This window comes from Bhargavaea sp. CC-171006, assembly GCF_009761675.1.
GTDB classification, from domain to species: Bacteria; Bacillota; Bacilli; order Bacillales_A; family Planococcaceae; genus Bhargavaea; species Bhargavaea changchunensis.
In genome coordinates this window covers 112,772-138,669 of sequence record NZ_QUZH01000014.1, presented here as the reverse complement: position 1 = coordinate 138,669, position 25,898 = coordinate 112,772, and the positions used below count along the sequence as shown (strand labels likewise).

Below are 25,898 nucleotides of genomic sequence, written 5' to 3'. Positions count from 1 at the left end.
ATGGTGGTGTTCGGGTGAACGTGAAGTAAGCAACGGCAACCCGTAACAGTGATTTTTATGTCTTCTCCCGATTGTAAAGGTTCACCCAATTTACCCAATTAGAACTTATTGAATGCGCCTTCAATTCTGCTGCAGTCCACGCTATACTGGGCAAAGCGTAATTTTCTGAACGCTAAAATGACTGAATATTATTTGTCATCTAAGAAAGGAGAAAACATGGAAACGACCAAGAAAAAAGGGTTCGTCCAGAAATTCCTCGATACGATCGAAACGGTCGGGAACAAGCTGCCCCATCCGGTCACGCTGTTTGCCGGGCTGGCGCTTCTCGTGCTCGTCCTTTCCGCAATCGTCTCGTCCTTCGGCATCTCGGTAGAGCACCCGGGCAAAGAAGGGGAGATCATCGAGGTCAAGAACCTCCTCAATAAAGAGGGAATCCATTACATATTCACGAGCATGACCGCTAACTTCATCGGCTTTGCGCCGCTGGGTGTCGTGCTCCTCACAATGCTCGGCATCGGGGTCGCGGAACATTCCGGCCTCATCTCTGCGCTTCTGCGCGGCTTCGTCATGTCGGTGCCGAAGCGGCTCATCACACTCGGCCTCGTATTCGCGGGGGTCATGTCGTCCGTCGCATCCGATGCCGGCTACGTCGTACTGCCGCCGCTCGGCGCGGTCATCTTCGCTGCGCTCGGGCGGCATCCGCTCGCGGGTCTTGCCGCTGCGTTCGCCGGTGTGTCCGGCGGATTCAGCGCGAACCTGCTCCTGTCGGGTACGGACGCGCTCCTCGGTGAGCTGACGATCCTCGGCGCGGCGATCTATGACCCGGCGTACGCCGAAGGCATGAACATCGCCATGAACTACTACTTCATCATCATCTCCACCTTTGTCCTGACGCTGGTCGGCGCATGGGTTACGGAGAAAATCGTCGAGCCCCGACTCGGCGAATACAAGGGTGAATACCGCGAAAGCATGGAAAAGCTCACAGCTGTTGAGAAAAAGGGCCTTGTCTGGGCAACTGTCTCTGTGGTGGTCGCAGCGGCTCTCATGGCGCTGCTCGTCCTGATCCCTGGTGCTCCGCTCCGCGGGGATGAGGCGGATATGCCGATCATCCGCTCGCCGTTCATGAGTTCACTCGTACCAATCATCGCAATCCTGTTCTTTATCCCGGGGCTCGTCTACGGGAAAGTGACGAAAGTCATCCGCAATGACAAAGACGTCGCCGAAATGATGGGCAAGACGATGTCGGCAATGGGGATGTTCATCGTCCTCAGCTTCACCGCCGCCCAGTTCGTCGCCTACTTCTCCGAATCCGGAATGGGCCTCGTCCTCGGCGTCTATGGCGCTGAATTCCTTCAGAGCATCAAGCTCGACGGCATTCCGCTCGTCCTGCTGTTTATCGCGATTGCCGCGTTCATCAACCTGTTCATCGGTTCCGCTTCCGCGAAGTGGGCCATGATGGCGCCGATCTTCGTGCCGATTATGATGCAGCTCGGTTATTCACCTGAGCTCACGCAGATGGCATACCGTATCGCGGACTCCTCGACGAACATCATCTCGCCGCTCATGACGTACTTTGCGATCATCATCGCATTCGCACAGAAGTATGATAAGAAAATGGGGATCGGGACACTCGTCTCCACGATGTTCCCTTACTCCATGGCCTTCCTGTTCGTCTGGTCGGCCGTCCTGGTCATCTGGATGCTTCTCGGCCTCCCGCTAGGACCGGATGCGCCGATTCACTATAACGGAAACTGATCATAGGGAAACCCCCTCGCTTCGGCGAGGGGGTTTTTGTGTGCGGTGAGATGGGTTTGAAGATTAGGTGCCTGAGTTTGAAGATTAGTGCCGTGAGTTTGAAGATTAGTGCCCCGGGCTTGAAGATTAGGCTCTCTCCCCGCTTTCCCGATCCTCAGCTGGCCCCCAGATTCCTTGAAATACGGGCACCGGCTTCTTTTACTTTCTCCGACAGGTAAGCGAGCCGCTCTTCGGTCAGGTCATAGCTGATGAAGCCGATGGAGACGGCGCCGACGAGGGTGCCGAGCCCATCCCTGACAGCGACGGCAACTGAAGAGGTGCCGGGTGTACGTTCACCGTGGCTTTCGGCATATCCGGCCTGCCGGATGGCCGCAAGCCCGGCATGGAAAGCCTGCTGCTCGTCGCGGGGGACGAGTTGGCCGATGATTTCCGCAGCTTCTTCAGGCGGCATATCCGCGAGCATGGCCTTGTTGGCCGCCCCGATATGGAGCGGGATTCGGATGCCGAGCGGGTCATTGATCCGGATCGGATTGTCATCGCTGTCAATGCGCTCCATCACAATCGCCTCATGGCCCGATGGCCGGCTCAGATACACGCTCTCCTTTACCTCGCGGGAGAGACGCTCGAGTTCCGGCCGGATCTTGGTGATGTAATCCATCGAGTCATACAGGCGGAGACCGTATTCCAGCCAGACCGGGCCGAGCCGGTACAGTTTGGTCTGCGGATCCTGCTCAACCATCCGCTGCTTTTCCATCCCTTTCAGGATCCTGTGCATCGTGCCGAGCGCGAGTCCGCTTTTCTTGGAAAGGTCCGAGATCGACATTCCCCCATTTTCCGCCTCCGATAATAGTCCTATAATGCTCATTGCCCGTTCCAGTGCCTGCATTGCAACTTCTCCTTTGATGGCGAACCGATTTTAACGTGTTATGTATGCCAGTTGACTTCTCTTTGTATAGAAGAAAGATATTCCTGAAATGAAGGTTCAAAGTATATTGACAGTATAGCACGAATTGACTATATTAATCATAACAACTTTCCGTTTAATGAAAATACTTTCCGTTCAACGGAAAAAGGAGCTTGATCAATATGGTTTATCTGTCATCCATGCATGAGCCGCTCCGACGCGTGATCGTCAAGCGGCCGCAGGAAGCATTCAAAAGCCAGAAGCATCTTGATGAAAACTGGAAGCGCTTTAACTACGCCGAGGTCCCTGATTACGGGGAAGCGCTCCGGGAATATGAGGCGTTCCTCGATATCCTGAAAGAGCATGTCGAAGAGATCGACTTTCTTCCGGAGGCAGAGGAGACGGGCCTCGATTCGCTTTATGCGCACGACCCGGTGAAGTTCACGCCGGCCGGCGCGATCATCCTGAAATCTGGCAAGGCCCTCCGCCAGCCGGAAGCACAGGTCTATAAGAAGTTTCTCGAAGAAAAAGGCATCCCTGTAATCGGAGAACTGGAGGGAGACGCGGTTTCCGACGGCGGAGACATCGTCTGGCTCGACAACCGGACGATTGCGGTCGGCAGGGGTTACCGGACAAATGATGAAGCCATCAGGCAGCTGAGGGAAATGACAGCACCTTTCGTAGACGAGTTCATCGAAGTGCAGCTGCCTCATGACAGCGGGGAGGCGGAGTGCCTGCACCTCATGTCCTTCCTGAGCATCGTCGACAAGGATCTGGCCGTCGTCCATTCCCCGCTCATGCCGGTATTCCTTCGTCAGCGCCTCATTGGAAACGGGGTCCGGCTGGTCGAAGTGCCTCAGGACGAATACGACAATCTCGGTTGCAACGTCCTCGCGCTGGCACCGCGCAAAGTGGTCATTCCGGCGGGCAATCCCGTGACGAAAGCGGGCCTCGAGGAAGCCGGTGCAACCGTGTATGAATACAAAGGCGATGAAATCTCTTATAAAGGAACCGGCGGGCCGACTTGCCTGACCTGCCCGGTGGTGAGAACGACATGACTCTGGCATACGAACAAAAACAGATGAACAAGGGGGAACAGCCGATGGGACGCCGATGGAGCACACCTGAAGCACGCCGCGCGCTTCTCTGTGAATTGGTCAGCTGGGACAGCCGGACGCTGACGGAAGGAGAGCGGCTGTTTGCACAGCGGCTAGAGACGAAACTCCGCGAAATGCCTCACTTCCAGCAGCATCCGGAACGGGTCGCTCTTCACGATGCGGGCCTTGGCCGCCAGACGGTGACGGCACTTTACAAGCATCCGGATGCGACGGATACGATCGTGCTGATCAGCCATTTTGACACGGTCCAGACCGAGGAATACGGGGCCCTCCAGGCGCTTTCGACTTTGCCGGAGGAACTGACGGCCAAGCTCCACGACGTCAAGGACACGCTCCACGCGGAAGCGCGCGCCGACCTGGAGTCGGGTGAGTACCTGTTCGGCAGAGGCACGATGGACATGAAGGCGGGCCTGACCGCCCATCTTTCGCTGCTTGAGCAGGCAATCGACGAAGATTGGCCGGTCAACCTTCTTCTCCTGACCGTACCGGATGAGGAAGTGAACTCCGCGGGAATGAGGATTGCGGTAGGCGCCTTGCTTGAAATCGCCGAGAAGGAAGGGCTCACATTCAGCCTGTTCCTGAACGGGGAGCCGTCCTTCACGCAGGAACCGGGCGACACAAAGGAGTATATCTACTCCGGAACGATTGGCAAGATCATGCCGGCTGCCCTGTTCTATGGAAAGGAAACCCATGTCGGGGAACCGCTCCAGGGCCTGACCGCAAACTATATCGCTTCCTATATGACGCAGCAGATGGAATTCAGCGACCTGTTCGAGGAGAGCGTGTATGGCGAGAAGACACCGCTCCCGGTTTCGTTGTACCAGCGGGACCTGAAGGACCAGTACTCCACCCAGACACCGTACCGCGCGGCCGCGCTCTATAATGTCTTCCTATTCAAACGCACGGCGGCGGACGTCATGGAGACATTCGAAAAGGTTGCCGGGGAAGCTGCATCCGCGTGCAACTCGGCCTATAGGGCACTGTGCCGCCGCAACGGCGTAAGCGGCGTCGGTGACGTGAAGGTGTACCGCTACGAGCAGATCCTGACTCATGCGGAAGACAAACTTGGCGCGGAAGAGGTCCGCAAGCTGAAGGAAAAAGCAATTGCCCTGGCCGGTCCGGACGAGCGGGCGCAGAGCTTCGCCGTCGCCGACCGGCTCATGATCGAATGCCAGGAGCTGTCACCGGCGATTGTCCTCCTGTACGCGCCGCCATACTACCCGGCGGTCAATTCCACGGAGGACCAGCTGATCCGGGATGCGGTCTCGCTCATGCAGGACACCGCACGGACGCTCGGCACCGAACTGGAGCAGGTCCACTACTTCAACGGCATCTGTGACCTGAGCTATGTGAACTACCGTGACGGCAACGCGGGCTGGACCGCCTACGAACGCAACACCCCGGTCTGGGGGGACACGTACAGCATCCCGTTTGAAGACATGCGGAAACTGAACGCTCCCGTATTGAACGTCGGACCGCTGGGCCGCGACGCCCATCAGCGCACGGAACGCCTCCACACCGACAGCGCCTTCCGCCGTCTGCCGATCATGCTGGAGACGCTGATCCGAAAGCTGTTTATTGAAAGAAGTGAACATGCCGCAACCCAATACAACCAATCATCCTGAAAGGAAGATCTCCATGTCCCGATTCCAGAACGTCATCGTCAAAGCGCCCGCCAGAAGCTATGTGGACGGGCTGACAACCTCCGACCTCGGCAAGCCGGACTATGAGAAGGTCGTCGAACAGCACAAAGCCTACGTCGAAGCGCTGAAAAGCTGCGGAGTCGAAGCAACCGAACTTCAGGCAGACGAGCAGTACCCCGACTCCGTATTCGTCGAGGACCCTGCTGTCCTGACGCCGGAATTCGCCGTGATCGCCAATCCGGGCGCGGAATCCCGAAATGGGGAAAAGGATGCGATCGAAGAGGCCCTGAAGAACTTCTACGACAAGTTCTACCATATCGAAGCGCCGGGTTATCTCGACGGCGGCGATGTGCTCCAGGCAGACGACCACTTTTACATCGGCCTGTCCGAGCGCACCAATGAAGAAGGCGCCCGCCAGCTCAAAGAGATCGTAGAGAAAGAAGGATACAAGGCGGATATCCTTCCGCTCAAGGAATTCTTCCATCTGAAGACGGGAATTGCCTACCTCGGCAACAACAACATGGTCGTCGCCGGAGAGTTCATCGACCACCCGGCATTTGCAGACTACAACCGGATCGTCATCAGCAAGGAAGACGAATACTCCGCCAACTGCATCAAGGTCAACGACACCGTCATCATCCCGTCCGGCTACCCGGAAACGAAGCGCAAGATCGAAGAAGCAGGTTACCGGACCCTGGAACTCGACATGAGCGAAGTCCAAAAGCAGGACGGGGGACTCAGCTGTCTGTCGCTGAGGTTTTGATTAAGAGAAATGGGGAGGAACCGACCGCCGTCGCGCGTCCGGGTCCTCCCATTTCCGATAGTGATAGTGACTGAAAATTGCCACCATTAGCCATTGCTGTAAGCGGATTCACAACAAAACAGGCGGTTTCCGGCTGAAGGGGTACGGAATCGCCGGACAGGGGGAAATGATGAACGATCCACAAACGCTGCTGCCTCCACAGGAACTGAACCGCTCCATGAAGAGCCGGCACTTGCTGATGCTGAGCCTGGGCGGTGTCATCGGGACGGGGCTGTTTCTGAACGCCGGTTATACGATCAACCAGGCCGGTCCGGGAGGCGCCATTCTCGGTTATCTCGTCGGAGGGCTCATCCTGTACATGGTCATGACCTGCCTCGGAGAACTGGCGACTCATATGCCGGTCACCGGATCCTTTCAGACGTACGCCACAAAATTCATCAGTCCTTCCGCCGGATTCTCGCTTGGCTGGATGTACTTTGTCGGATCAGCCGCGACCGCGGGCGTCGAGTTTACCGCAGCCGGGATCCTCATGCAGCACTGGTATCCGGATGTGCCGGTCTGGATCTGGTGCGCGGTCTTCATGCTGCTTCTGTTCGGGCTGAATGCACTCTCGACACGGGGCTTCGCGGAGGCGGAGTTCTGGTTCGCCGGCATCAAGGTGCTTGCGGTCATCGCGTTTATCATCATCGGCGCGCTGGCCATCTTCGGAGCGGTGCCGCTCGCCGACCGGCCGACACCGGGGCTGTCCAACCTTGCGCCGACCGGCCTGTTCCCGGCGGGGATCGCCATCGTCTTTGTGACGATGATGAACGTCATCTTCTCCTATCAGGGCTCAGAACTGGTCGGGGTTGCGGCCGGGGAGACGGAAAACCCGGAAAAGAACATCCCGCGCGCAATCCGCACGATCCTGGTCCGCATCATCCTATTCTACATCGCATCCATCGTCATTTTGTCTTCGATCTTCCCGGCGTCCGAACTCGGCTTGCTTGAAAGCCCGTTCGTCACGCTCATGACCATCGCCGGCGTGCCGTTCGCCGCGGACATCATGAACTTCATCATCCTGACGGCCATCCTGTCCGTCGGCAACTCGTGCCTCTATGCATCAACGCGCCTGCTCTGGTCGATGTCAGGCGAAGGCATGGCACCGGGCTTGTTCCGCAAGCTGACCAAGCGCAAAGTCCCGCTGAACGCGCTGCTCTTCACGATGGTCTTCTCGCTCCTGTCGCTCCTGACTAGCTTCATGGAAGCCGACGCCGTCTTTGTCCTGCTGATGTCGATCGCCGGCATCTCTGTCACGATCTCCTGGATGGGCATCGCCGCCAGCCAGTTCATGTTCCGCAGAAAATATGTGCGTGACGGCGGCCGTATCGAGGACCTGAAATTCAAGGCACCGCTCTATCCGTTCCTGCCGCTGTTCTGCATCGCCTTCTGCCTGCTCATCCTCGGATTCCTGTTCGTCGATCCGACCCAGCGCATCGGCCTCATCTACGGCGTCGGCTTCTTCATCGCCTGCATGGTTTTCTACAAGGTCAAGGAAATGCGTGGGAAGAAAGTCGTGCCCGAACCGCCGGCGACGGTAGAATGATAGCGTGAGTGTGCTAATCTTCAAACTCGGGGCGGTAATCTTCAAACTCAGGACACGAATCTTCAAACCCGTCTAAATACGCTAATATGAATGCCCCGCCAGCCGGGGCATTTTTCAATTTTGACATGCAAAAACGCCTCAAAATTCAAAGATGCCGAGTTGTCTTCCGGCGGACACCCGGTTATGGTATGGTTCGGAAAAAGGAAGGGGCGGATCGGTTGGGAAACGAGTCGATGAAGATTCTTAAAGGGAAGGCGCATGAACGGCTGCTCGTCCGTGTGGGCAGCCGCCACCGGTCTTACGCAGAGATCAAGGGGAAAATGAATTCCATCCAGGCCGGAATTGCGGGAGAAGAAAAGGTTTTGAATTATATCCGGCGATTGGAACTCCCTTGGCCCGTACTTTGGGACGTCAGCCTGGAAGTCACGCCGGGGCAATACGTCCAGCTCGATGTCCTGATCCTTCTGCCCTCGGGAGCGGTTATTTACGAAGCCAAGAACATGGCCGGAAGGCTCCGGTTTGAGGAACACCCCAAGAGGCTGGACAAGGTGGACGAACATGGAAGCATCACTGACCGCTACGACTGTCCCATGCTGCAGTTGCAGGACGAAATCGCCAACCTGCAGGTCTGGTTTCACTTGCACGGTATACCATTCAGGGCAGATGGCGCTGTCATCATGACGGGAAGCGCGATCATCGAGAAACCTCCAGCCAATGGACGCATCTTCAGCCTCCGTGAAATCCGCAAACATCTGGCCGGAAGAGGGAAAGAGAGGGGAATGAGCGAGCGGGAGCTCTGGGAACTTGCCGCCTACATTCGCCGCCATAACAGACCTTATATCGCTTTCCCGCTGATCGGGCGGTTCGGCATCCCTGCCGAAGAGGTTGAGTGGGCCCCGCTCTGTGAGCCATGCGATGGCCGTCTTGCACGCAAAAGCGAACGGACCTGGTATTGCCCGGCCTGCAACTGGAAGACCGCCGACCCCTTCGCCCGCACATTGGAAGACTGGTTCACCCTAAGGAGCCGGACGCTCGTGAACAGACAGGTCCGGGAGCTATTCGGCATGAAAAGCCCGGGCGCCGCCTCCCGCCTGCTTCAATTCTATCCACTGAAAAAAGAAGGAAAGGGCCGGGCGACCTGTTATGTCTGGGACTACACAATGCCCCTGACGCGCCGGCCGTATTAGGAAAGGAGGTTCGCCGCAGCGAACCCCCTTGTCCTTTTAGTGAGTTTGAAATAAAGCAGGCCGAGTTTGAAGATTAGGGCCCTCCTTCATCACCTGTGTGCGAAAAATGGTCTCGTATTCCGTAGGGGAATACGAGACCATGATTAGGCCTTTTTTACAAATTCAGATTTCAGTTGCATGGCACCAAATCCATCGATCTTGCAATCAATATTGTGATCACCGTCAACGATACGAATCCCTTTTACTTTCGTACCGATTTTGAGGACTGATGAACTGCCCTTCACTTTTAAATCTTTAATGACGGTCACCGTATCTCCATCTTTCAAAATATTTCCGTGGACGTCTTTTACAACGTTTTCCTCACTTTTTTCTACATCTTCATGTGTCCACTCATTTGCACATTCAGGACATACGAATACATTACGGTCCTCGTAAGTATACTCCGACTGGCATTTGGGGCAATTCGGCAAAACAGCCATGATCGTTTATCCTCCTTAACACATGTTGAAAATTAAGATAAATGTCTGCAGCACCAACTACAACATTCTATATGATTAGCCCGAAATAGCAAATTAGACCTACAAAGAAAAGGGTTTCGCCATCCCCGGCGGAACCCTTTTCTCATTCATATCTCAATAACTTCTCCCGCTTCCGCCAGCCGCGCACTCCCGCCGAATGCCTCCTGCGCCGCGGACAAGATCAGCTGTACATCGCCGTCCTGGGGCAGGTGCGTCAACAAAAGCCGCTTCGCACCGGCCAAACGCGCAAGCTCGCCGGCCTCGCTGCCCGCCATGTGCCCTGGCGACTTGCCCTTGTATTCCTCATACAGATTCGCCTCGCTCACGAGCAGATCCGCCCCCGACGCGAACTCCGCGAGCGGCGCGTGGAATTCGGTATCCGCTGTGAACACGGCTGCCTTGCCATCGGCCTCAAACCGCGCCGCCAGGCAGTACACCGGGTGCACCGTCTCGGCAAACGTCACCGAAAATGGCCCGATCTCATACGTCTCGCCCGGCGCCACCGCATGGCCCTCGGCAACTTCCTTATACGTCAGCTTCGAGAACCCGTCCGCATCCCGGTCATGACCGTAAAACGTCAGCTTCCGGAGCGGCCGTCCCGTGTAGTACGCAATCAGATGATGATATTGGAGGCTCCCAACATCCGCCACATGATCCGCGTGATAATGGCTGATCACGACCGCATCAATCTCATCAAGCGACACGTATTTCTGCACCTGCGCCAGCACCCCGCTCCCGCAGTCGAACAGCACCCGGAACCCCTCATGCTCGATCAGGAACGACGACGTCGCCGACTCCGCCTTTGGATAACCGCCCCAGATCCCGACAGGAATCACTTTCATCCAAAACCCCTCCTTTAAAAACTCGTTACCAACAGTGTACCACCGGCACGGACGGTGAACCCTTTTGGGGAAGAAAAGCCGTGCGCCGCACGCTCTGTGCTGCCTGCAGGCCGTGAGACCCTCCGCCCTTGACGCCGAAATCCTTCCCAATCATAGTTGTAGGTAGAAAGAGAAGGAGGCGGACGGCATGGCAGAACGGATCCTGATTGTGGAGGACGAGGAGAATATCGCGCGGGTGCTGCAACTCGAGCTGGAGTTTGAGGGCTACGAGGCCGGGGTGGCGCATGCGGGTGACGAGGGGCTCATCAAGTTCCGCGGGGGCGGATGGGATCTCGTACTGCTCGATCTGATGCTTCCGGGTTTGTCCGGGCTTGATGTGCTGCGCCGCATCCGTGCGAGTGACAAGGCGGTACCGGTCATTTTGCTGACGGCAAAGAATGAGGTGGAGGACAAGGTGGCGGGTCTCGATCTCGGGGCGAACGACTACGTCACGAAGCCATTCGAGATCGAGGAGCTTCTGGCGCGCATCCGGGCAACACTGCGTGTAGCGAAGGCGCTGGCAGCACCGAAAGAGGAGACGCCTGAACACATCCATTCGTTCGCCGGACTCACCATGAACGAAGAGACGCGCGACGTTACCCGTGACGGGCGTTCCATCGACCTGACCCCGCGCGAATACGACCTGTTGCTGTATTTACTGAAACATCCGAACCGTGTGTTCGAGCGTGAGCAACTGTTGGATGCGGTGTGGGGCTTTGACTACTACGGTGATACGAACGTCGTGGATGTCTATGTCCGATACGTACGCAAGAAGATCGGCGAGGGGCTCATCCATACGGTCCGCGGCGTCGGTTACGTGCTGAAGGAAGCGCCGAAATGAAGCTGAAGACGAGGATTCACGTATTCACGACGCTCCTCATGTTCTTCATTCTGGCCGGTCTCAGCATCGGCATTTACTTCCTGTTCGAGAAAATGATGTACGAACGGCAGGCGGATCAGCTGATGGCAAGAAGCGAGGAGCTGACCTCGGCGCTGCAGGAAACCGCTGCCCAGAACAGGAACATGGTCATCCGGGCCTACATGCCGCCGGACGGCGCGCTGCTGATCGTCGGAACGGATGGGCGGGTCATCACAGAGGTTTACAGCGACAAGCGGCTGCGCGGCTTCGGAACTGACCCGGACGGCAACGGACCATACACGATCACTGATGTGGAAGGTGTACCTGCCGTGACAGTTGCCATGCCGTTTATCGGCACAGGCGGTGAAGTGGCCGAACTCCGCATCACCCAACTGGCGGATGATATCGCAGGTCAGCTGTCCACCCTCCGGCTGATCCTGATCGGCCTCACTGCCGCAGCGATGATCCCGGTCATCGCCTCGAGCGTCGCCCTCGGACGCATCGTCACCAGGCCAATCAATGAACTGACCGGCACGATGAGGGACAACCGTGAAAAGGGGACCTATGAAAAGATCGACGAAACCCGCGGCAAGGACGAGCTGCACGAAATGACCCTTGCCTACAACGACATGATGGACCAGCTTGGCCGGAACTATGAAAAGCAGGAACGGTTCGTCTCCGACGCCTCCCATGAGCTGAAGACGCCGATCACTGTCATTGAAAGCTACTCCAGATTGCTGAAGCGCCGCGGGTTTGATGACCGGAACATCGCGAATGAAGCCGTCGATGCCATTTTGTCGCAGGCCGTCCGTATGAAAGACCTGACGGCCCAGCTCCTGGACCTCGCGCGATCCGATCAGTCGGCTGCCTATAACTTCAGGCAGGCCGATATCCGCGGCATCTCCGAAGAGACGGTCCGCCCGATGCGCCAGGCTTACGGCCAGGAATTTGCCATCGAGGGACCGGACAAGCTTCTTGCCGAAACCGACCCGGACAAGCTGCGGCAACTGCTTTTTATCCTGCTGGACAATGCACGAAAGTACAGTGACGGCGCGGTCAGGCTCATACTGGAAGAAAAAGAAGGCCTCATTGAACTTTCCGTCGCCGACCACGGCCCGGGCATTCCGGAGGCGGACCTTCCGCATCTGTTCGACCGCTTTTACCGGGTCGACAGCGACCGGAACCGGAAAACAGGCGGCACCGGCCTTGGCCTCGCACTGGCCAAGGAAATCGCGGACGGACTCGGGGCGGAACTAAGTGTGGAAAGCGTCGTCGGCATTGGTACGGTATTCAGAATCAGCTTCCCGTCAAATCGGCAATCATGAACCCTAAAAGGAGAGATGAACATGATTAAATCGATGTACCCGTATCTCGTCACGAACGGCAACGGACAGGAAGCGGTCCGCTTCTATGAAAAGGCACTCCAGGCGGAAGTGCTTGATGTAAAGACCTTCGGTGACATGCCGTCACAGCCGGGTGAAGAGTTGCCGGAAGAAATGAAGGACCGGGTGCTGAATGCCCATCTGAAAGTCGGCAGCACCGACTTCATGATTTCCGATACAAACCCCGGCGACCCGCATACCGTCGGCGATCACCTGTCAATCGCCCTTTCCCTGACCGACCCGGATAGGACCCGTGACGTATTCGGCCTTCTGTCGGAAGGCGGCGAAGTGATCATGGAGGTTCAGGAAACGTTCTGGAGTCCCGCCTACGGCCAGGTCAAGGATCGTTTCGGCATCCTCTGGCAGATCAACACCGTGACGGAATAAACGTCAGGCTTCTCAGCGTTTTTTAATTTTCACCTTCTATAATGAGAGAAAAGGAGGGAGCCGTTCAGCATGGATAACCGAAAATGGCTATGGCCCGCGGCAATCGGCGCAGCCGCACTGATCGTGATTGTCGTGGCCTTCATTGCAACCCGCGGTGGCGGGGAGGCGATGGCAGCGGACGATGTCGAGCAAAAGCTGATGAATATGTACGGCGGAGAAGTGCGGGAAATCGTGCGGGACGGCGACCTCTATCGGGTCACGCTCGAGCGTATCGACGGCGTCTTCGAAGCAGTCGTCGACAGCGACGGTGGCGCAATCATTTCACTGGAGAGTAAGAAAAGTGTCGAACCGATTCCGGAAGCGGACATGAAAGCGGAAATCACGGAGCAATACGGATCCGAACCGTCGGCGCTTACTCTGGAGGGCAATGTCTACAAGGCAACCGTCGAAGACGAAACCCGAACGACTGAAGCAGAGTACGATGCGGTCACCGGAGAGCAGATAAAGGAATCCGTGAAGGAAAAAGAACCGGCCGAACCACAGGACCAGAAAGAAGCACCTAAGCAGTCCGTCCGGATCACTCCGAGTGAGGCAGCGGCCATCGCTGTCAAAGAAATCCCGGGTGAAGCGGATGACGACATTGACTTCGAGGAAACCCAGGACGGCGGCTACTACATGGTCCAGGTCGAAACAGCAGATGACCGGGAAGCCGACATCCAGATCCACGCCATCACCGGAGAGATCCTGACCATAGCTTGGGACGACTAAAATAAACGAACCACTAGGGCCGGGCGATCCCCGGCCCTTCTTACATAGGAGAAGGGGGAACCTACATGAACACAGAACTGACACGATTCCGGGTGAAGCCCGGAATGTCAAAGATGGTGGATGAATGGCTGGCGTTTCTGAATGAGCATTTGGAGGATGTGCTCGTCACGCTGGAGGGCGAGAAAATGTATGTGGAGACCATTTTCCGCGAGACCCACGGCGGAGAAGAGTATTTGTACTGGTTCTCAGTCCAAGGCGAGGGCGGACAGGCGGTCGAGGAGTCGGACCACTGGATCGACAAGAAGCACCTGGAGTATTGGGATGCGTGCATCGACCGGAATTTCCACCCAGTCGACCTGAAGCCGGAAGTCGTGATGATCCCTGAAAAGATCCGCAAGGCAATGAATTAATTCATTCTCATCAATCTCTAATCTTCTCCTCAGTGTCCCTTAATCCGGCACGGATATGATAAAGACAACAACAAACGAGGAGGAAATTAAAATGAAAAAACGTTGGTTTATTGCACCGGTCGCAGCAGGGGTTCTGACAATCGGAGGCATGGCGGCTTTTGCAGAAGACACAGGGAAACTCGCGCCGGTCGAAACGGCTGCGGCGAAAGTAAAGCAGGTTGCATCGGATTGGATTTCGGAGGATGAGGCACAGTCGATCGCGCTAGAAGCGGCTGGCGGCGGGGAAGTCCGCGAGATGGAACTGGATCGTGACGATCAAGAGTATGAGTTCGAAATCCGCGGCGAGTCAGGCGAAGTAGAGGTCAAGATTGATGCGAAATCCGGGAAGGTCTTGAAGACCGAACAGGATGACCAGGATGATGACCAAGACGACCGTGATGACGACGACCGCCAAGCGGCACCGGACAACCTGATTTCGGAGAATGAAGCGATCAAGATCGCAAAAGGCAAGGCCGGCTCTGGAGCTGAAGTCATTGAAGCTGAACTCGATGAAGACGACGGCCGCTGGAACTATGAAGTGGAACTCCGTGATGACAAGTTCGAATACGAGGTCGACATTGACGCAGAAAACGGCAACATCATCGACTTTGAAAAAGACGAAGACTGATAAAATTGAGTGACCGCTGCCGGTTTGGGCAACGGTCACTTTTTCGTGTAGGAAATATATATTTTTAAAGGGAAAATACTTGAAGGGATTCCATTATGATAGGTCGAATTCAATAGCTCAAACCGGGAAGATTGCCCTACCGACTTTTTAGCGGACGTGCGCATCGCCGGTCTCTATCAACCCATTACCGGATGGAAAGGAAGCGTACGCATGAACCCGCTTAACCGTAAAAAAAGAGGAAATCCGATCAGAAAGACTATCGCCACTGCAGGCATTGCAGCGGCACTTGTATTCAGCACCATTCCGTTTGGAGCAGCTCCGGCCCGGACATTTGCGGAACAACCTGAAAGCGCCTTGCAGCTGACGGCAAATGTACGCGACGAGGGAGATCATTACAAACTTGATTTGAGCCTTGCAGGACCGGCGAATGACAATGAAGGATCTGCACAAGCAGTTGTTTTTTATGCTCCTTTTCTCTCGGACAAGTGGCAAGAACATGGGACGGTGACCACGACGATCGAGCCATCTTCGATTGCAATGTCCCAGTTAACGGAATTAGAAAGTGAACTGAAGCCGATTAGAGACAAGGTTGGAGACGTCATCGGACAGCTGGAAATGAAGCTTGCATCGGACATTGAGGATACCGGCAACATGAAAGTTTCAGATGTGATAGCAGTCGAAGGAATGCCGGCCATCGAAGCGGCTGTCACACAACTTGAAGACCCCAATGAAAAACTCGCATCCCTTCCGGTATTTGAGGGAGATGTAGAGATATCTTTTGATGAGGAGATATCGGGAGCGTTCATTGCTAATTTTATGGAAGACTCGAAAGGATCGGATGATTTTATAGGCCTGTACACCCACTTGGAAAGCGAGATTGAGAAGGTTGTTTTGGATTCCGTTGAAGGAGTTCGGTCGAGCATGGAAGGCCTTGCCGTGAGTGAAAAAGAACAGCAGGATCCGGAAGAGGCTGCTGCACCTATCACAGATTCCAACCTTCTGATTGATGAGATTATCTCTGAAATCATTGAGCCCGGAAAAGCCGAGCTGAACAAGCTGATTGAAGAATTCCGTACTGGTATTGAAGAGAAAGATTCAAAATGGACAACCAGCCTTGAAGGATTGCCGAAGGTGAACTCAATACATGCCGAGACAACCTTGAGGATAGAAAAGCCTGTCCGAGCCGATAATACGGTGATCATCCAGGCGGCACTGACAAATGTTAAGCCAAATGAACAAGAATTGAAGCATTCGGAGATAAAGGCCGAAGCAGACTTTGGAGAAGAATCTGATCCGGTGAAAATTCCTAAAGGGCCATCCAGCATCTACTTGTTCGGAGGCGATCAGTTTGCTTTTGGCGAAGGATTGGTCGGGGCGACCGTCTTTGCAAGGTCAGAAGGAGGCGACCATATCGGCCACGCGGTTGTTGAGCCGCCATTTGTTTATTTTGCAGACGAGATCATTATTGAAAACAACGGCTTCTTTGGAATGGAGCTGCAAAGGCCTTTGGAGCCAGGGGAAGTCATTGAGTTTTACCAGCAAACAGAAGACGGACAAAGAAGTGAGTCCGTGTATGTAGAAGTCCTTCCGGCTCCGGATGGCGGGGATTTTGAACCGACGCTCGAACTGCCTGTGGTCGATGATATCTACGATATTGACTATGTCGTTACGGGAACAGCCGGTCCGGGTAATTTGGTCGCAGCAGTTACCGAAGAGGATCTGGTCGGTATTGCTGAGGTAATGGAAGATGGCTCTTTCCTGATGGAGTTGGAAGCGCCTCTGGAGGCAGGAACGGAAGTCGGCTTTATCCAGGTGAATGAAGCGGAAGAGTACAGTGACTTCACTTTCAAAACGGTTCTGAAGGCAGAAATGTCACTCGACGCGCCGACAGTGGACCCGATCGATGACGACGACCTTGGCATTACCGGTGCTGCAGGCGCAGGCAATGTTGTTCTCGCAGGAGTCGGAGAGGAACTGATCGGTGTTGCGGATGTGGATGAAGATGGCCGTTTTGTCATTGAACTTGCAGAACCTCTTCAGGCAGGAACGGTAGTGGAACTGCTCCAAGTTTCTGAAGACGGCCAGTATAGTGACACTGTACAAGTGACTGTTCAGAAAGCCGGAGATGCGGTCGTGCAGAAGCCTACAGTCCAACGGATTACCGATAAAGACCGGACAGTGACGGGCAAAGGTCTGCCGGGTCATACCGTTCTTGGGTATTTGGATAACGAGGAAATCGGTAAAGCGGAAGTAGATGAAGACGGCAAGTTCAGCATGAAGCTGGAAAATCCGTTTACTGCGGGCACTGTGCTCGAATTCCGCCAGGCGAATGCGGATGGCAAGTTGAGCGAGCCGGTTCAAGTGACCGTTGAAAAAGCAGAAACTTCCGGTACAGGCTCGGACCACAAGGCAGAGTCCGGTACGAAGGGGACGAGCGGTACAAGCGGCAGCAGTTCCGGCCAAAAGCTTCCGAAGACCGCTACAGCGACCGGTGCATTGGGACTGGCAGGAGGCGGCGTGCTCCTCGCAGGCCTGCTGATGAGACGTTTTTCACGCAAGGGAAGAAACGTGCAGTAATGCTTTCGGAAGATACCCGGCATTAGAAGGGAGAAGGACAGATGAAATGGATCAGCAACATCCTGATCGTCATCGGCGCGGCAGCGCTTTTGTTTGCAGGCTGGTCCTATTTCAGTCACTCAAAAGCACAGGAGCAGTCACTCGTGGAAGCGAAGGAACGGCTTGAACAAAACCAATCAACAGAAGCAAACGGGAGCGCAATGGATTTCGCTGCTTCAACGGGGGAGGCGATCGGTATTCTCCAAGTGCCGAAACTGGGCAAGGAATTGCCGATCGTGGAAGGGACGGATCCGGATGCTCTTATGAAGGGCGTGGGCCACTTGTCGGAATCGGTTTTCCCCGGGCAGGGTGAACAGATTCTGCTGGCAGGGCACCGCGATACGGTGTTCAAAAGGTTTGCGGAGCTTGAGATCGGTGATACTTTCATCGTCCAGATGCCTTACGGCGGGCACGAATATGTGATCCGTGACACTGAGATTGTCGATGCGGATGACACGACCGTCATCCGGAGCATGGGCGAGGAAGTCCTCGTTGTCTCGACATGCTACCCGTTTGATGCACTGGGTGCCGCTCCGGAACGATTCGTCTTTTACGCTTACCCGGCAAACTGATGGTTCAATGCGCAGAACCCTCCATCCGATTCTGGATGGAGGGTTCTTTTTGCATAAAAAAGATCCGCCGACAACCGGGCGGATCAAAAACCTGCATTCTCTAAAAGGGGGAAATAGAGAAGTGGGGCTGGTCATAGGATACCCGGTCCGTCGGATTTTAATCATAAAGAAGCAAATTTCCTGATGGTTTTCGTCCCGCCCGGGGGAGAAGGGGTTCCGCACGTCTTTCCATAAAAAAATTCCCGCCGACATCGCCGGCGGGCCAGGACCTGCTTTCTCTAAAGGGGGAAATAGAGAAGTGGGGTTGGAAATAGTGTACCCGGTTAATAGGAAAAGTAATCGTACAATTATCCTTTTTGGGCAAGTTTATGGTCAATCGACAGAACCGAACGGTCGGCGAGCACAAAGTACAGGGAAGCTGCAAGCAGGATCAGATCCAGTTCGTAGCCCGCCATCTGTCCATCGCCCAGGAAGCCGAGCGAAAGCTTTGCGGTAAAGATGGCACCGACCATGATGATGGCGAAAAGAATGCCGACAATTTTTGTTCCGATCCCAAGAATCATGGCCAAACCGCCCAAAAGCTCAATAGTGGCAACGACATATGCCATGAATCCCGGGATGCCGAGGCTGTCAAAGTATCCTGCAGTATTGGCAATGCCCCCCTGGAACTTAACCAGTCCGTGAATGAAGAAAGTAAAACCGAGGATGACCCTCAAAATGACTTTTGCGATATCGTTCTTGTTCATATCTAAACAACTCTCCTTTTGTTTTTAAGTTACTTAATATAACTGTGTATTGAAGTGTAATCTATTCCTCTTTGCTTGGCAAGCCTTTGGATAAAAGAAAGAGAAGTGGCAACATTACTTCTTTTTATCGAACACAAAAAATGCCCGCCGACATCGCCGGCGGGCCAGGACCTGCATTCTCTAAAAGGGGGAAATAGAGAAGTGGGGTTGCTCATATGGTACCCGTTTGTCTGAGAGTTATTCATGTTTATTCAAATTTTCCGGAGTTTTCCGGTAAACTGATGGAAAAGGGAGGACTGCGCGATGGAGTTTACGGTGTTTTTGGTGGAGGACGACGAAGCGATTTTCCGGTCGCTGTCTGAAAAGCTCGGGCAGTGGGGCTTGACGGTCACCGGGCCCGACGATTTCCACGGTGTGATGGAATCGTTCCGGGCGGCCGGTCCGCATCTCGTGATTCTCGACATCGGACTGCCTGCATTTGACGGATACCACTGGTGCCGGGAAATCCGATCGGAATCGAACGTGCCGATCGTCTTTTTATCGTCGCGCGACCACCCGATGGATCAGGTAATGGCTATGTCGATGGGCGGGGACGACTTTATCCAGAAGCCGTTTAATTCGGATGTTCTCCTGGCCAAGCTCCAGGCGATCCTCCGGCGCACATATGCCTATGCAGAAGAAAAGCCGGACATTGTGGAGTGGAACGGAGCGGTGCTTGACCTGAAGCGGGGCATCATCCGCTCCGGCGGCACCGACGTGGAGCTGACGAAGAACGAATTCTTCATCCTCGCCGTTCTCGTGGAGTCACGCAATGAAATCGTGACGCGCGATGAGCTCATACGGAAGCTCTGGGACGACGAGCGGTTCGTGAATGATAATACCCTGACGGTGAACATCAACCGGCTGCGGAATAAGCTTGAGGAAATCGGCCTTGGAGAGAAGATCGTGACGAAAAAGGGCATGGGATATGTGGCGGTGGAGGAATAGAGTGGGGATGAGCGGGCGAAGAGGCCCGGTTTCGTCATTCGGGGTCTGGATTTCGTCATTCGATGTCCCGATTTCATCATTCGCGACTACAATTTCGTCATTCGTCACCATCAGGCAGCTGAATGACGAAACTTTTCCGTCCAATGACGAAATTAAATGGTTGAATGACGAAATCAACCCAGATTCGCGGACCGGTTCCGCAATATCGAAGGAGGCAAGCCCATCATGTTCATTCCTTATCTGAAATCCCGTCTTCCATGGATCCTGTTTTTCCTGGCTGCACTCCTTCTCGCGGACCTGATCATCATCCTTGATGAAGGGATTGAGATCGAAGCGGCTTCCGTCCTGTATATGAACTTCCTCCTGATCGCCGTATTTGCTCTGTTTATTTTCTGGCGATGGCGGCGGGAAACGGTGTTTCTGCGGGAGATGTCACGGCTTTCCGATGAATCGCTCCGGGAGTGGGAGGAGCTTCTGCCGGAGCGGCCGTCCGGCTTGGAACGAACGACGGCAGAGCTGCTCACCACGGCCTCCCGCGCGCACCGCGAGGAGCTGGCGAAGCTCGCGGATGCCCAATACTTGGAGGCGGATTACCTGGCGGCGTGGGTGCACGAGGCGAAAGCGCCGATGACAGCGATGAAGCTGATTCTGGATGAGCACCGGGCGGATCCGGCCATGCGCCGGATCGCCGCTGAGTGGCTTCGCCTCCATCTGCTGATTGACCGGCAGCTGTACATTTCGCGTATGCCGACGCTGGCTGCCGATTTCCTGCCGGAGACGGCAAGCGTGCGCTCGCTCACCGCACCCGAAATCCGTGAACTCGCGGCCTGGTGCTTGGAAAAGGACGTCGCGGTCGAACTGGAGGGGGACGACCTCCCTGTCCGGACGGACGTGAAATGGGCACGCTTCATCATCCGCCAGATATTGACGAACGCGGTGAAGTATAGCCCGGTCGGCGGCGCGATCACCATCACAGCCGACCGTTCCACTGATGGCAATATCCGGGTGCAAATTGAAGACGAAGGCCCGGGCATCCCGTTGCACGACCTCCCGCGAATTTTCGAGAAGGGCTTCACGGGCGGGACGGGCCGCATCCACAACGCTGCGACGGGGCTCGGCCTGTACCTGGCCGACACAGTCGCCTTGAGGCTCGGTATCCGGCTGTCCGCCGTTTCTGAACAAGGACGGGGCACCGTTTTGACGCTGACGTTTCCAAAGGAAAATGAATTTGACCGGATCATGGGCGGGTGAAAGGACCCTGCGCCCGGCTCAAACGATTTCTTCGCGCACTTCCAGGATGGATTGCCTGGTCGAATCCACAATGATCCCCGACGTAATTTCAGCGAGACGGAGGACTGTATCCAGCCGCGTGTTATTCAGTGAATCGGCGGGAAAGTAGGGATCAAGATGGTTCACGACGCCCTTGAAGTGACAGTCGCCCACACCGGGCAGCGGATTCTGGATGGCATATCCGGGGATGAGCGGGCCATCATTAAACAGGATCGAACCGATCTGATGGGTGTCCCCCAGGCAGGCGTCGATGCTGACGATCAGCGGATCGGTATATCGGCCACGGATCTCCCCGAGCACCTTTTTCAGGTTCAGCGCATGGACGGGCTCCTCGATGGTTCCATAGACGGGATGCGGAAACTGCTGATCTTTGAGCATCTTCCCGACAAAGGGGCCATACGAATCCCCGGTTGAGCGGTCCGACCCGATACATAGGAAGACGATGTCACCACTGTGTGACCGGTGCAGAAGAGCAAGCTCCGAGGCAATATCGGCCAGCATATCCGCTTCCGGAGAATGCGCGGCATAGCGGTATGAAAATCTGCTTTCGGCAGTTTGGATCGTTTTTCTTCTTTGGATAAAAGGAAACATGGCACAGCCTCCTTCTGATCTGAGAAAACGTCTTATTGCACGAACATACAATGATCATCTATACCCAATTAGTTCGATAGTAGCGGAACGGAACCCTTTTTTCGGAAACGCTCCCCGCGCCTTCGCTCAATCGCCTTTGTAAAAGTGCTAAGATAGATTAAAGACTTTTATTGACAAGGCAGAGGGGCACCAAGATGAAGACACCGGAGAATAAGAAAAAATGGAATCAGCTTTTTGAAGCGTTGCTGTGCGGGCTGGCAGGCGGGGCCATCTTTTCATGGATCGGCCTGCCGCTCGCATGGATGCTTGGCCCGCTGACGGCGGTGATCCTGTGGAATCTGCTGACGAAGCGGACATTGTATTGGCCCAAAAACTTTAAAAATGGGGGCCAGATGCTGCTCGGCTACAGCATGGGCCTGTCGTTCACCGCCCAAAGCGCGTCGCAGATTGCAGGCCAGCTGCCGTCCATGACGGTGAGCACCGTGCTCATGGTCATCGTCGGTCTGGGAATCGCCTACCTTGCCTCCAAGCTTACCGGCATCAATGCGCCGAGCGCGGTCATGGGAACGACGCCCGGCGGCTTGTCCCAGATGACGATGCTGAGCGAAGAGATCAGGGGCGCAGACCCGACAATCGTGACTTTCATGCAGACGATCCGGATGCTCGCCGTCACGTTCATGGTACCGATGCTGGCAACGTATGCTTTTGCGGGCGGATCGGACAGCGGGATCCCTGCATCCTCAGCAGTGGTGGAGCAGGCAGTACCCGGCAGCATGATGCACTTGCTGATGACCGTGGTTGCTGTTTTGACCGGCACGGCACTGGCACTGCGCCTGAGGTTCCCGACCCCCTGGATTCTCGGCCCGCTGATCACGGCGGCGATTCTGACGGTAAGCGGATTTCCCGCGCCTCATCTGCCTCCATTGCTGATGGTGGCCGCTCAGCTTCTGATGGGGGTCTATCTCGGTCTCAGCATCAGGCTGGACATGCTCAAGGACTGGAAAAAGCTGCTGCCATTTTCCCTTGTTTCGGGATCGCTCATGGTCGGGTTTGCACTTTTGCTCGCCTACATCCTTCACTTGATCCATCCGATGTCCATGGCGACCGCATTCCTGTGCATCGCGCCGGGCGGCCTTCCGGAGATGGGGGTGACTGCCCACGAAATACGGGCGGATGTGTCCATGGTTGCGGCCTACCAGCTGTTCCGTGTATTTTTTATCCTGTTCCTGGTCCCGCTGTTTCTCAGATTCGCGTTCGGCAGACGGGACACAGCAGGAAAAACGGCGGAATCCGTATGATTTCGGATGCACGTCCGCGGCCGTGAACACCGTCGCGCCGCGGCCCGTTGTACCAAATTCTGTTTGATCACCGCCTGTTCTCCAAGGAGAGCGGGCGGTGTTTTTTTGCCTGAAATCCATTCATACTTTTTCCCCCTGTCTTAATACCCGCCACGGGAAAGATAAATAGTTACATGGTTAGATTAAAAATATTCTGACTATATGTATACTGAATTTCATAGAGGAGAGTGCTTAATTAGTTGGTTAGTTATATTTACTAACCAACTTGTATGTGCTTTCTTTTAAATCGATTCACGAAAGGGGTCAGAAGTGTGAAGAGGTTTTGGTACAGTGTGCTTTCCATCTTGCTTGTGCTGTCCTTGCTGCCGCAGGCTGTCCTGGGGGAAAGTCAGGATGAAGCAGACGTAGAACTGTGGAATGCCGTGAAGCCGCTGGACACGACGGTCACGTTCCTCAATACGGGTGCCCATCCGGATGACGAGCGCAGTGATTTCCTCGCTTATCTCTCAAGGGGGCTCGGTGTGAAGACGGCCAGCCTGATTGCCAACCGGGGAGAAGGCGGGCAGAATGCCATCGGAAATGAACTGGGCAACGGTCTCGGCATCATCCGTTCCAACGAGATGATCGAGGCGGCAAAAGTCAACGGCGTAAAAGCTTACCACCTGAGCAACACGACTTCGGACGCCATCTATGATTTCGGCTTCTCGAAATCACCGGAAGAAACCCTTGAGAAATGGGGAGAGGAAGTCACTTATTCCCGTCTCATCGAATTCATCCGTACTTATCAGCCGGATGTGGTGATGCCATCCTTCCTGAATGTGGACAGCCAGCATGGACATCACCGGCTGATTAATGTTCTGTCGGTGAAGGCATTCGAAGATGCGGCCGATCCGTCGGTCTTCCCGGAGCAGATCGAAAATGGCCTCGAGCCTTGGCAGATCAAAAAGCTCTACCTGCCGGTTTCCCAGGATGAAGCGACTGTGTCCATTGAGATTGGTGACTACGATCCGATCTACGGGATGAGTTACCCGCAGTTGGGTGAAGCGTCGCGCTATCTTCATAAGAGCCAGGGCATGGGACGGGACATTCCGGTCGAGCCGCGCCAGGTTCATCTGAAGCTGGCTGATTCTGCTGTGACGGAAACTTCGGGCAAGCTGTTCGACGGAATTCCGTATGACTTTAATGAATGGGCAGATGAAATTCCGAACCAGGGGCTCGGTGAATCTCTCCGTTCCCTTCAGCAAAAACTGGACCGGATCGTCGGACTTTATCCGGATCGCGGTGCCATCCTGCCGGAATCCCAGAAGGCGCTGCGGGATGTCAGGAAGCTGTCCGAAAAGGTGGCTTCCTCAAAGTTGGAACCGGGTACCAAAAACGATCTTCTCCATAAACTGGAGCTCAAAGAAGAACAGCTCGTTGAAGTAAGCCGGGTGTCTTCCGAGTTGTCAGTGGACATTTCAATCGGCTCTTATGTGCTGACCCAGGGTGAACAGACGGAAGTGGAAGTGACCGTCACGAATGAAGGAAGCCGAAAACTTCATCATATTGAAGCGGCGCTTCTGACGCCTGAAGACTGGAAACACAATAAAGCTGTTAAGCTCAAGCATCTGGAACCCGGCGAGTCCAAGACCGCCAGCTTCACAGTAAATGTTCCGGAGGACGCGGAATACTTTGAGGCTTATGCAGAAGCTTCCATCCGGGCACAGCTGTCATTCAAGGAAAATGGAACGGACACTGTATTTGTCAGTGATCTCGATAATACGGTCAGTGTCCTGCCTGAACTGGGTGTGACGCCTGATCCGGTCAATATCACAGTGAACACGGCTGATGTGCAGGAAAATATTCCGGTCAGCGTGAAAGTGAAGAACTACGCAGACGCTTCTCAGAAAGCTACGGTTTCCCTGGACCTGCCTGAAGGGTGGAGCAGTGAGCCAGCATCGGCAGAGGTGAATCTGGAGGGGCGTTTTGAGGAAAAGAGCGTTTCCTTCAACCTGATCCCTCCTTCCGAGGTGGAGGAAGGGGACTTCACAATCGGGGCGTTCGCCGAAGCGAATGGCAAAACCCACAACACGACTGTCCAGGAGATCAAATATGAGCATATCAATGACTCGTATTACCTGTATTCTTCCTCTATTAACGGCGTTGCATTTGAATTGTTGAAGCCGGAGAACCTCAAGGTCGGATACATCGACAGCGGGTTTGACACGATTGCAGATTCGTTCATCAATGCAGGTTTTGATATTACAAAGCTGACGCCTGAAGACCTTGCAACAGCGGACCTTTCACAATATGACACGATCGTAACGGGCATCCGCGCGACACTCGGCAGGGAAGATCTGCTTGCGAACAATGATCGGATCAAGGAATACGTGCGCAATGGCGGGCATTTCGTCATGCAGTATGTAACGGCTTCCGATCCATGGGATGCGGATCTGACGGCTCCTTATCGCCTGAAAATCGGAACCCCGTCCATCCGCTGGCGCGTCACGGATGAAAATGCGGAGGTGACGGTGACCCAGCCGGATCATCCGCTGTTCAACTATCCGAACAAAATTACGGACAGTGACTGGGACAACTGGGTTCAGGAGCGGGGCCTGTACTTCCCGATGGAGTGGGATAAGCAATACGAAACATTCGTTTCGATGGCAGACCCGGGAGAAGATCCGTTCACGAGCGGAATTCTCATGGCCGAATACGGAGAGGGAACATATCTGTATACGAACCTTGTATTCTACAGGCAGATCGGGGCCCAGGTGCCAGGCGGTTACCGGATCTTTGCCAATCTGATCAGCTATGGAGCCGATCAATAAAACAGAGCACTTGAAGCATAGACTGCAGAGATGAAATCTGCAGTCTATGCTTTTTGAAAGAAAAACCAAAAAAAGTTGATGAAAGCGGTTTACAATTCGAATTTCGTTGATTACAATGTTTTCAGATAAGTTAGTAAGTTAGGTTAACAAACTAACCTTTT

At 54.8% G+C, this 25,898-nt stretch carries 23 protein-coding genes; 18 read left to right on the top strand and 5 right to left on the bottom strand.

Going from position 1 to position 25,898, the window contains the following annotated elements; all coding sequences use genetic code 11:
* The first annotated feature begins 216 nt into the window (after nt 1-216).
* Complete coding sequence (locus DZC51_RS06615) at nt 217-1,755, top strand: AbgT family transporter (RefSeq protein WP_157294586.1); 1,539 nt, start codon at nt 217-219, stop codon at nt 1,753-1,755.
* A gap of 154 nt (nt 1,756-1,909) precedes the next feature.
* On the opposite strand, the gene DZC51_RS06610 is transcribed toward DZC51_RS06615, so the two are convergent.
* On the bottom strand, nt 1,910-2,641 hold the full coding sequence (locus DZC51_RS06610; protein WP_157294585.1) for an IclR family transcriptional regulator: 732 nt from the start codon (nt 2,639-2,641) through the stop codon (nt 1,910-1,912).
* 200 nt (nt 2,642-2,841) lie between these two features.
* On the opposite strand from DZC51_RS06610, the gene DZC51_RS06605 reads away from it, so the two are divergent.
* The 5 genes from DZC51_RS06605 to DZC51_RS06585 all read left to right on the top strand — a co-directional run bounded on the left by DZC51_RS06605 (nt 2,842) and on the right by DZC51_RS06585 (nt 8,955).
* Complete coding sequence (locus DZC51_RS06605) at nt 2,842-3,717, top strand: dimethylarginine dimethylaminohydrolase family protein (RefSeq protein WP_157294584.1); 876 nt, start codon at nt 2,842-2,844, stop codon at nt 3,715-3,717.
* Nucleotides 3,714-5,402, top strand: a complete 1,689-nt coding sequence (locus tag DZC51_RS06600; protein WP_370513678.1) for a M20/M25/M40 family metallo-hydrolase — start codon at nt 3,714-3,716, stop codon at nt 5,400-5,402. Before DZC51_RS06605 ends, DZC51_RS06600 begins: the two co-directional genes overlap by 4 nt.
* A 13-nt stretch (nt 5,403-5,415) precedes the next feature.
* Entirely contained in the window at nt 5,416-6,183 is a 768-nt protein-coding gene (locus tag DZC51_RS06595) for a dimethylarginine dimethylaminohydrolase family protein (RefSeq protein ID WP_157294583.1), read from the top strand.
* A gap of 169 nt (nt 6,184-6,352) precedes the next feature.
* Nucleotides 6,353-7,768 (top strand): amino acid permease, encoded by a 1,416-nt coding sequence (locus DZC51_RS06590; protein ID WP_157294582.1) that lies wholly within the window; start codon nt 6,353-6,355, stop codon nt 7,766-7,768.
* A 233-nt stretch (nt 7,769-8,001) separates the two neighbouring features.
* A complete protein-coding gene (locus DZC51_RS06585; RefSeq protein WP_157294581.1) occupies nt 8,002-8,955 on the top strand; it encodes a nuclease-related domain-containing protein in 954 nt (317 codons plus the stop codon).
* A 143-nt stretch (nt 8,956-9,098) separates the two neighbouring features.
* On the opposite strand, the gene DZC51_RS06580 is transcribed toward DZC51_RS06585, so the two are convergent.
* On the bottom strand, nt 9,099-9,434 hold the full coding sequence (locus DZC51_RS06580; RefSeq protein WP_157294580.1) for a zinc ribbon domain-containing protein YjdM: 336 nt from the start codon (nt 9,432-9,434) through the stop codon (nt 9,099-9,101).
* Between the two features lie 146 nt (nt 9,435-9,580).
* On the bottom strand, nt 9,581-10,315 hold the full coding sequence (locus tag DZC51_RS06575) for an MBL fold metallo-hydrolase (protein ID WP_157294579.1): 735 nt from the start codon (nt 10,313-10,315) through the stop codon (nt 9,581-9,583).
* A 187-nt stretch (nt 10,316-10,502) separates the two neighbouring features.
* Between DZC51_RS06575 and DZC51_RS06570 the strand changes: the two genes are divergently transcribed.
* From DZC51_RS06570 to DZC51_RS06535, 8 genes are all read left to right on the top strand, one after another.
* Nucleotides 10,503-11,195, top strand: a complete 693-nt coding sequence (locus tag DZC51_RS06570; RefSeq protein ID WP_157294578.1) for a response regulator transcription factor — start codon at nt 10,503-10,505, stop codon at nt 11,193-11,195.
* Nucleotides 11,192-12,538 (top strand): sensor histidine kinase, encoded by a 1,347-nt coding sequence (locus DZC51_RS06565; protein ID WP_157294577.1) that lies wholly within the window; start codon nt 11,192-11,194, stop codon nt 12,536-12,538. The genes DZC51_RS06570 and DZC51_RS06565 overlap by 4 nt, the downstream gene beginning before the upstream one ends.
* A gap of 21 nt (nt 12,539-12,559) precedes the next feature.
* The gene (locus DZC51_RS06560; protein WP_157294576.1) at nt 12,560-12,982 is read left to right on the top strand and encodes a VOC family protein; all 423 of its coding nucleotides are present in this window, start codon (nt 12,560-12,562) and stop codon (nt 12,980-12,982) included.
* A gap of 69 nt (nt 12,983-13,051) precedes the next feature.
* Nucleotides 13,052-13,750 (top strand): PepSY domain-containing protein, encoded by a 699-nt coding sequence (locus DZC51_RS06555; RefSeq protein WP_157294575.1) that lies wholly within the window; start codon nt 13,052-13,054, stop codon nt 13,748-13,750.
* Nucleotides 13,751-13,815: 65 nt separating this feature from the next.
* A complete protein-coding gene (locus tag DZC51_RS06550) occupies nt 13,816-14,160 on the top strand; it encodes a DUF6176 family protein (protein WP_157294574.1) in 345 nt (114 codons plus the stop codon).
* A 91-nt stretch (nt 14,161-14,251) separates the two neighbouring features.
* Nucleotides 14,252-14,827, top strand: coding sequence for a PepSY domain-containing protein (locus tag DZC51_RS06545; RefSeq protein ID WP_198304074.1), 576 nt, complete (start codon nt 14,252-14,254; stop codon nt 14,825-14,827).
* A 210-nt stretch (nt 14,828-15,037) separates the two neighbouring features.
* Nucleotides 15,038-17,404 (top strand): Ig-like domain-containing protein, encoded by a 2,367-nt coding sequence (locus DZC51_RS06540; protein WP_157294572.1) that lies wholly within the window; start codon nt 15,038-15,040, stop codon nt 17,402-17,404.
* 41 nt (nt 17,405-17,445) lie between these two features.
* The gene (locus DZC51_RS06535; RefSeq protein ID WP_157294571.1) at nt 17,446-18,015 is read left to right on the top strand and encodes a class D sortase; all 570 of its coding nucleotides are present in this window, start codon (nt 17,446-17,448) and stop codon (nt 18,013-18,015) included.
* A 347-nt stretch (nt 18,016-18,362) separates the two neighbouring features.
* On the opposite strand, the gene DZC51_RS06530 is transcribed toward DZC51_RS06535, so the two are convergent.
* Complete coding sequence (locus DZC51_RS06530) at nt 18,363-18,761, bottom strand: DoxX family protein (protein ID WP_157294570.1); 399 nt, start codon at nt 18,759-18,761, stop codon at nt 18,363-18,365.
* Between the two features lie 303 nt (nt 18,762-19,064).
* On the opposite strand from DZC51_RS06530, the gene DZC51_RS06525 reads away from it, so the two are divergent.
* Both DZC51_RS06525 and DZC51_RS06520 read left to right on the top strand, forming a co-directional pair.
* Nucleotides 19,065-19,748: a response regulator transcription factor gene (locus tag DZC51_RS06525; RefSeq protein ID WP_157294569.1), complete on the top strand. Its 684-nt coding sequence runs from the start codon at nt 19,065-19,067 to the stop codon at nt 19,746-19,748.
* Between the two features lie 225 nt (nt 19,749-19,973).
* Nucleotides 19,974-20,999: a sensor histidine kinase gene (locus DZC51_RS06520; protein ID WP_157294568.1), complete on the top strand. Its 1,026-nt coding sequence runs from the start codon at nt 19,974-19,976 to the stop codon at nt 20,997-20,999.
* Nucleotides 21,000-21,017: 18 nt separating this feature from the next.
* Here the strand turns inward: DZC51_RS06520 and yyaC are convergent, their stop codons facing one another.
* Nucleotides 21,018-21,629, bottom strand: a complete 612-nt coding sequence (gene yyaC, locus DZC51_RS06515) for a spore protease YyaC (RefSeq protein ID WP_232524078.1) — start codon at nt 21,627-21,629, stop codon at nt 21,018-21,020.
* A 194-nt stretch (nt 21,630-21,823) separates the two neighbouring features.
* Here yyaC and DZC51_RS06510 point away from each other — a divergent pair, with 194 nt between their 5' ends.
* A complete protein-coding gene (locus DZC51_RS06510; protein WP_157294567.1) occupies nt 21,824-22,927 on the top strand; it encodes an AbrB family transcriptional regulator in 1,104 nt (367 codons plus the stop codon).
* A 311-nt stretch (nt 22,928-23,238) separates the two neighbouring features.
* Nucleotides 23,239-25,737: an NEW3 domain-containing protein gene (locus tag DZC51_RS06505; RefSeq protein WP_157294566.1), complete on the top strand. Its 2,499-nt coding sequence runs from the start codon at nt 23,239-23,241 to the stop codon at nt 25,735-25,737.
* Nucleotides 25,738-25,898: the final 161 nt, after the last annotated feature.

Excerpts from the sequence above, each read along its gene's own strand:
- DZC51_RS06615 (WP_157294586.1), top strand. The coding sequence starts at position 217 with ATGGAAACGACCAAGAAAAAAGGGTTCGTCCAGAAATTCCTCGATACG.
- DZC51_RS06610 (WP_157294585.1), bottom strand. The coding sequence starts at position 2,641 with ATGCAGGCACTGGAACGGGCAATGAGCATTATAGGACTATTATCGGAG.
- DZC51_RS06605 (WP_157294584.1), top strand. The coding sequence starts at position 2,842 with ATGGTTTATCTGTCATCCATGCATGAGCCGCTCCGACGCGTGATCGTC.
- DZC51_RS06600 (WP_370513678.1), top strand. The coding sequence starts at position 3,714 with ATGACTCTGGCATACGAACAAAAACAGATGAACAAGGGGGAACAGCCG.
- DZC51_RS06595 (WP_157294583.1), top strand. The coding sequence starts at position 5,416 with ATGTCCCGATTCCAGAACGTCATCGTCAAAGCGCCCGCCAGAAGCTAT.
- DZC51_RS06590 (WP_157294582.1), top strand. The coding sequence starts at position 6,353 with ATGAACGATCCACAAACGCTGCTGCCTCCACAGGAACTGAACCGCTCC.
- DZC51_RS06585 (WP_157294581.1), top strand. The coding sequence starts at position 8,002 with ATGAAGATTCTTAAAGGGAAGGCGCATGAACGGCTGCTCGTCCGTGTG.
- DZC51_RS06580 (WP_157294580.1), bottom strand. The coding sequence starts at position 9,434 with ATGGCTGTTTTGCCGAATTGCCCCAAATGCCAGTCGGAGTATACTTAC.
- DZC51_RS06575 (WP_157294579.1), bottom strand. The coding sequence starts at position 10,315 with ATGAAAGTGATTCCTGTCGGGATCTGGGGCGGTTATCCAAAGGCGGAG.
- DZC51_RS06570 (WP_157294578.1), top strand. The coding sequence starts at position 10,503 with ATGGCAGAACGGATCCTGATTGTGGAGGACGAGGAGAATATCGCGCGG.
- DZC51_RS06565 (WP_157294577.1), top strand. The coding sequence starts at position 11,192 with ATGAAGCTGAAGACGAGGATTCACGTATTCACGACGCTCCTCATGTTC.
- DZC51_RS06560 (WP_157294576.1), top strand. The coding sequence starts at position 12,560 with ATGATTAAATCGATGTACCCGTATCTCGTCACGAACGGCAACGGACAG.
- DZC51_RS06555 (WP_157294575.1), top strand. The coding sequence starts at position 13,052 with ATGGATAACCGAAAATGGCTATGGCCCGCGGCAATCGGCGCAGCCGCA.
- DZC51_RS06550 (WP_157294574.1), top strand. The coding sequence starts at position 13,816 with ATGAACACAGAACTGACACGATTCCGGGTGAAGCCCGGAATGTCAAAG.
- DZC51_RS06545 (WP_198304074.1), top strand. The coding sequence starts at position 14,252 with ATGAAAAAACGTTGGTTTATTGCACCGGTCGCAGCAGGGGTTCTGACA.
- DZC51_RS06540 (WP_157294572.1), top strand. The coding sequence starts at position 15,038 with ATGAACCCGCTTAACCGTAAAAAAAGAGGAAATCCGATCAGAAAGACT.
- DZC51_RS06535 (WP_157294571.1), top strand. The coding sequence starts at position 17,446 with ATGAAATGGATCAGCAACATCCTGATCGTCATCGGCGCGGCAGCGCTT.
- DZC51_RS06530 (WP_157294570.1), bottom strand. The coding sequence starts at position 18,761 with ATGAACAAGAACGATATCGCAAAAGTCATTTTGAGGGTCATCCTCGGT.
- DZC51_RS06525 (WP_157294569.1), top strand. The coding sequence starts at position 19,065 with ATGGAGTTTACGGTGTTTTTGGTGGAGGACGACGAAGCGATTTTCCGG.
- DZC51_RS06520 (WP_157294568.1), top strand. The coding sequence starts at position 19,974 with ATGTTCATTCCTTATCTGAAATCCCGTCTTCCATGGATCCTGTTTTTC.
- yyaC (WP_232524078.1), bottom strand. The coding sequence starts at position 21,629 with ATGTTTCCTTTTATCCAAAGAAGAAAAACGATCCAAACTGCCGAAAGC.
- DZC51_RS06510 (WP_157294567.1), top strand. The coding sequence starts at position 21,824 with ATGAAGACACCGGAGAATAAGAAAAAATGGAATCAGCTTTTTGAAGCG.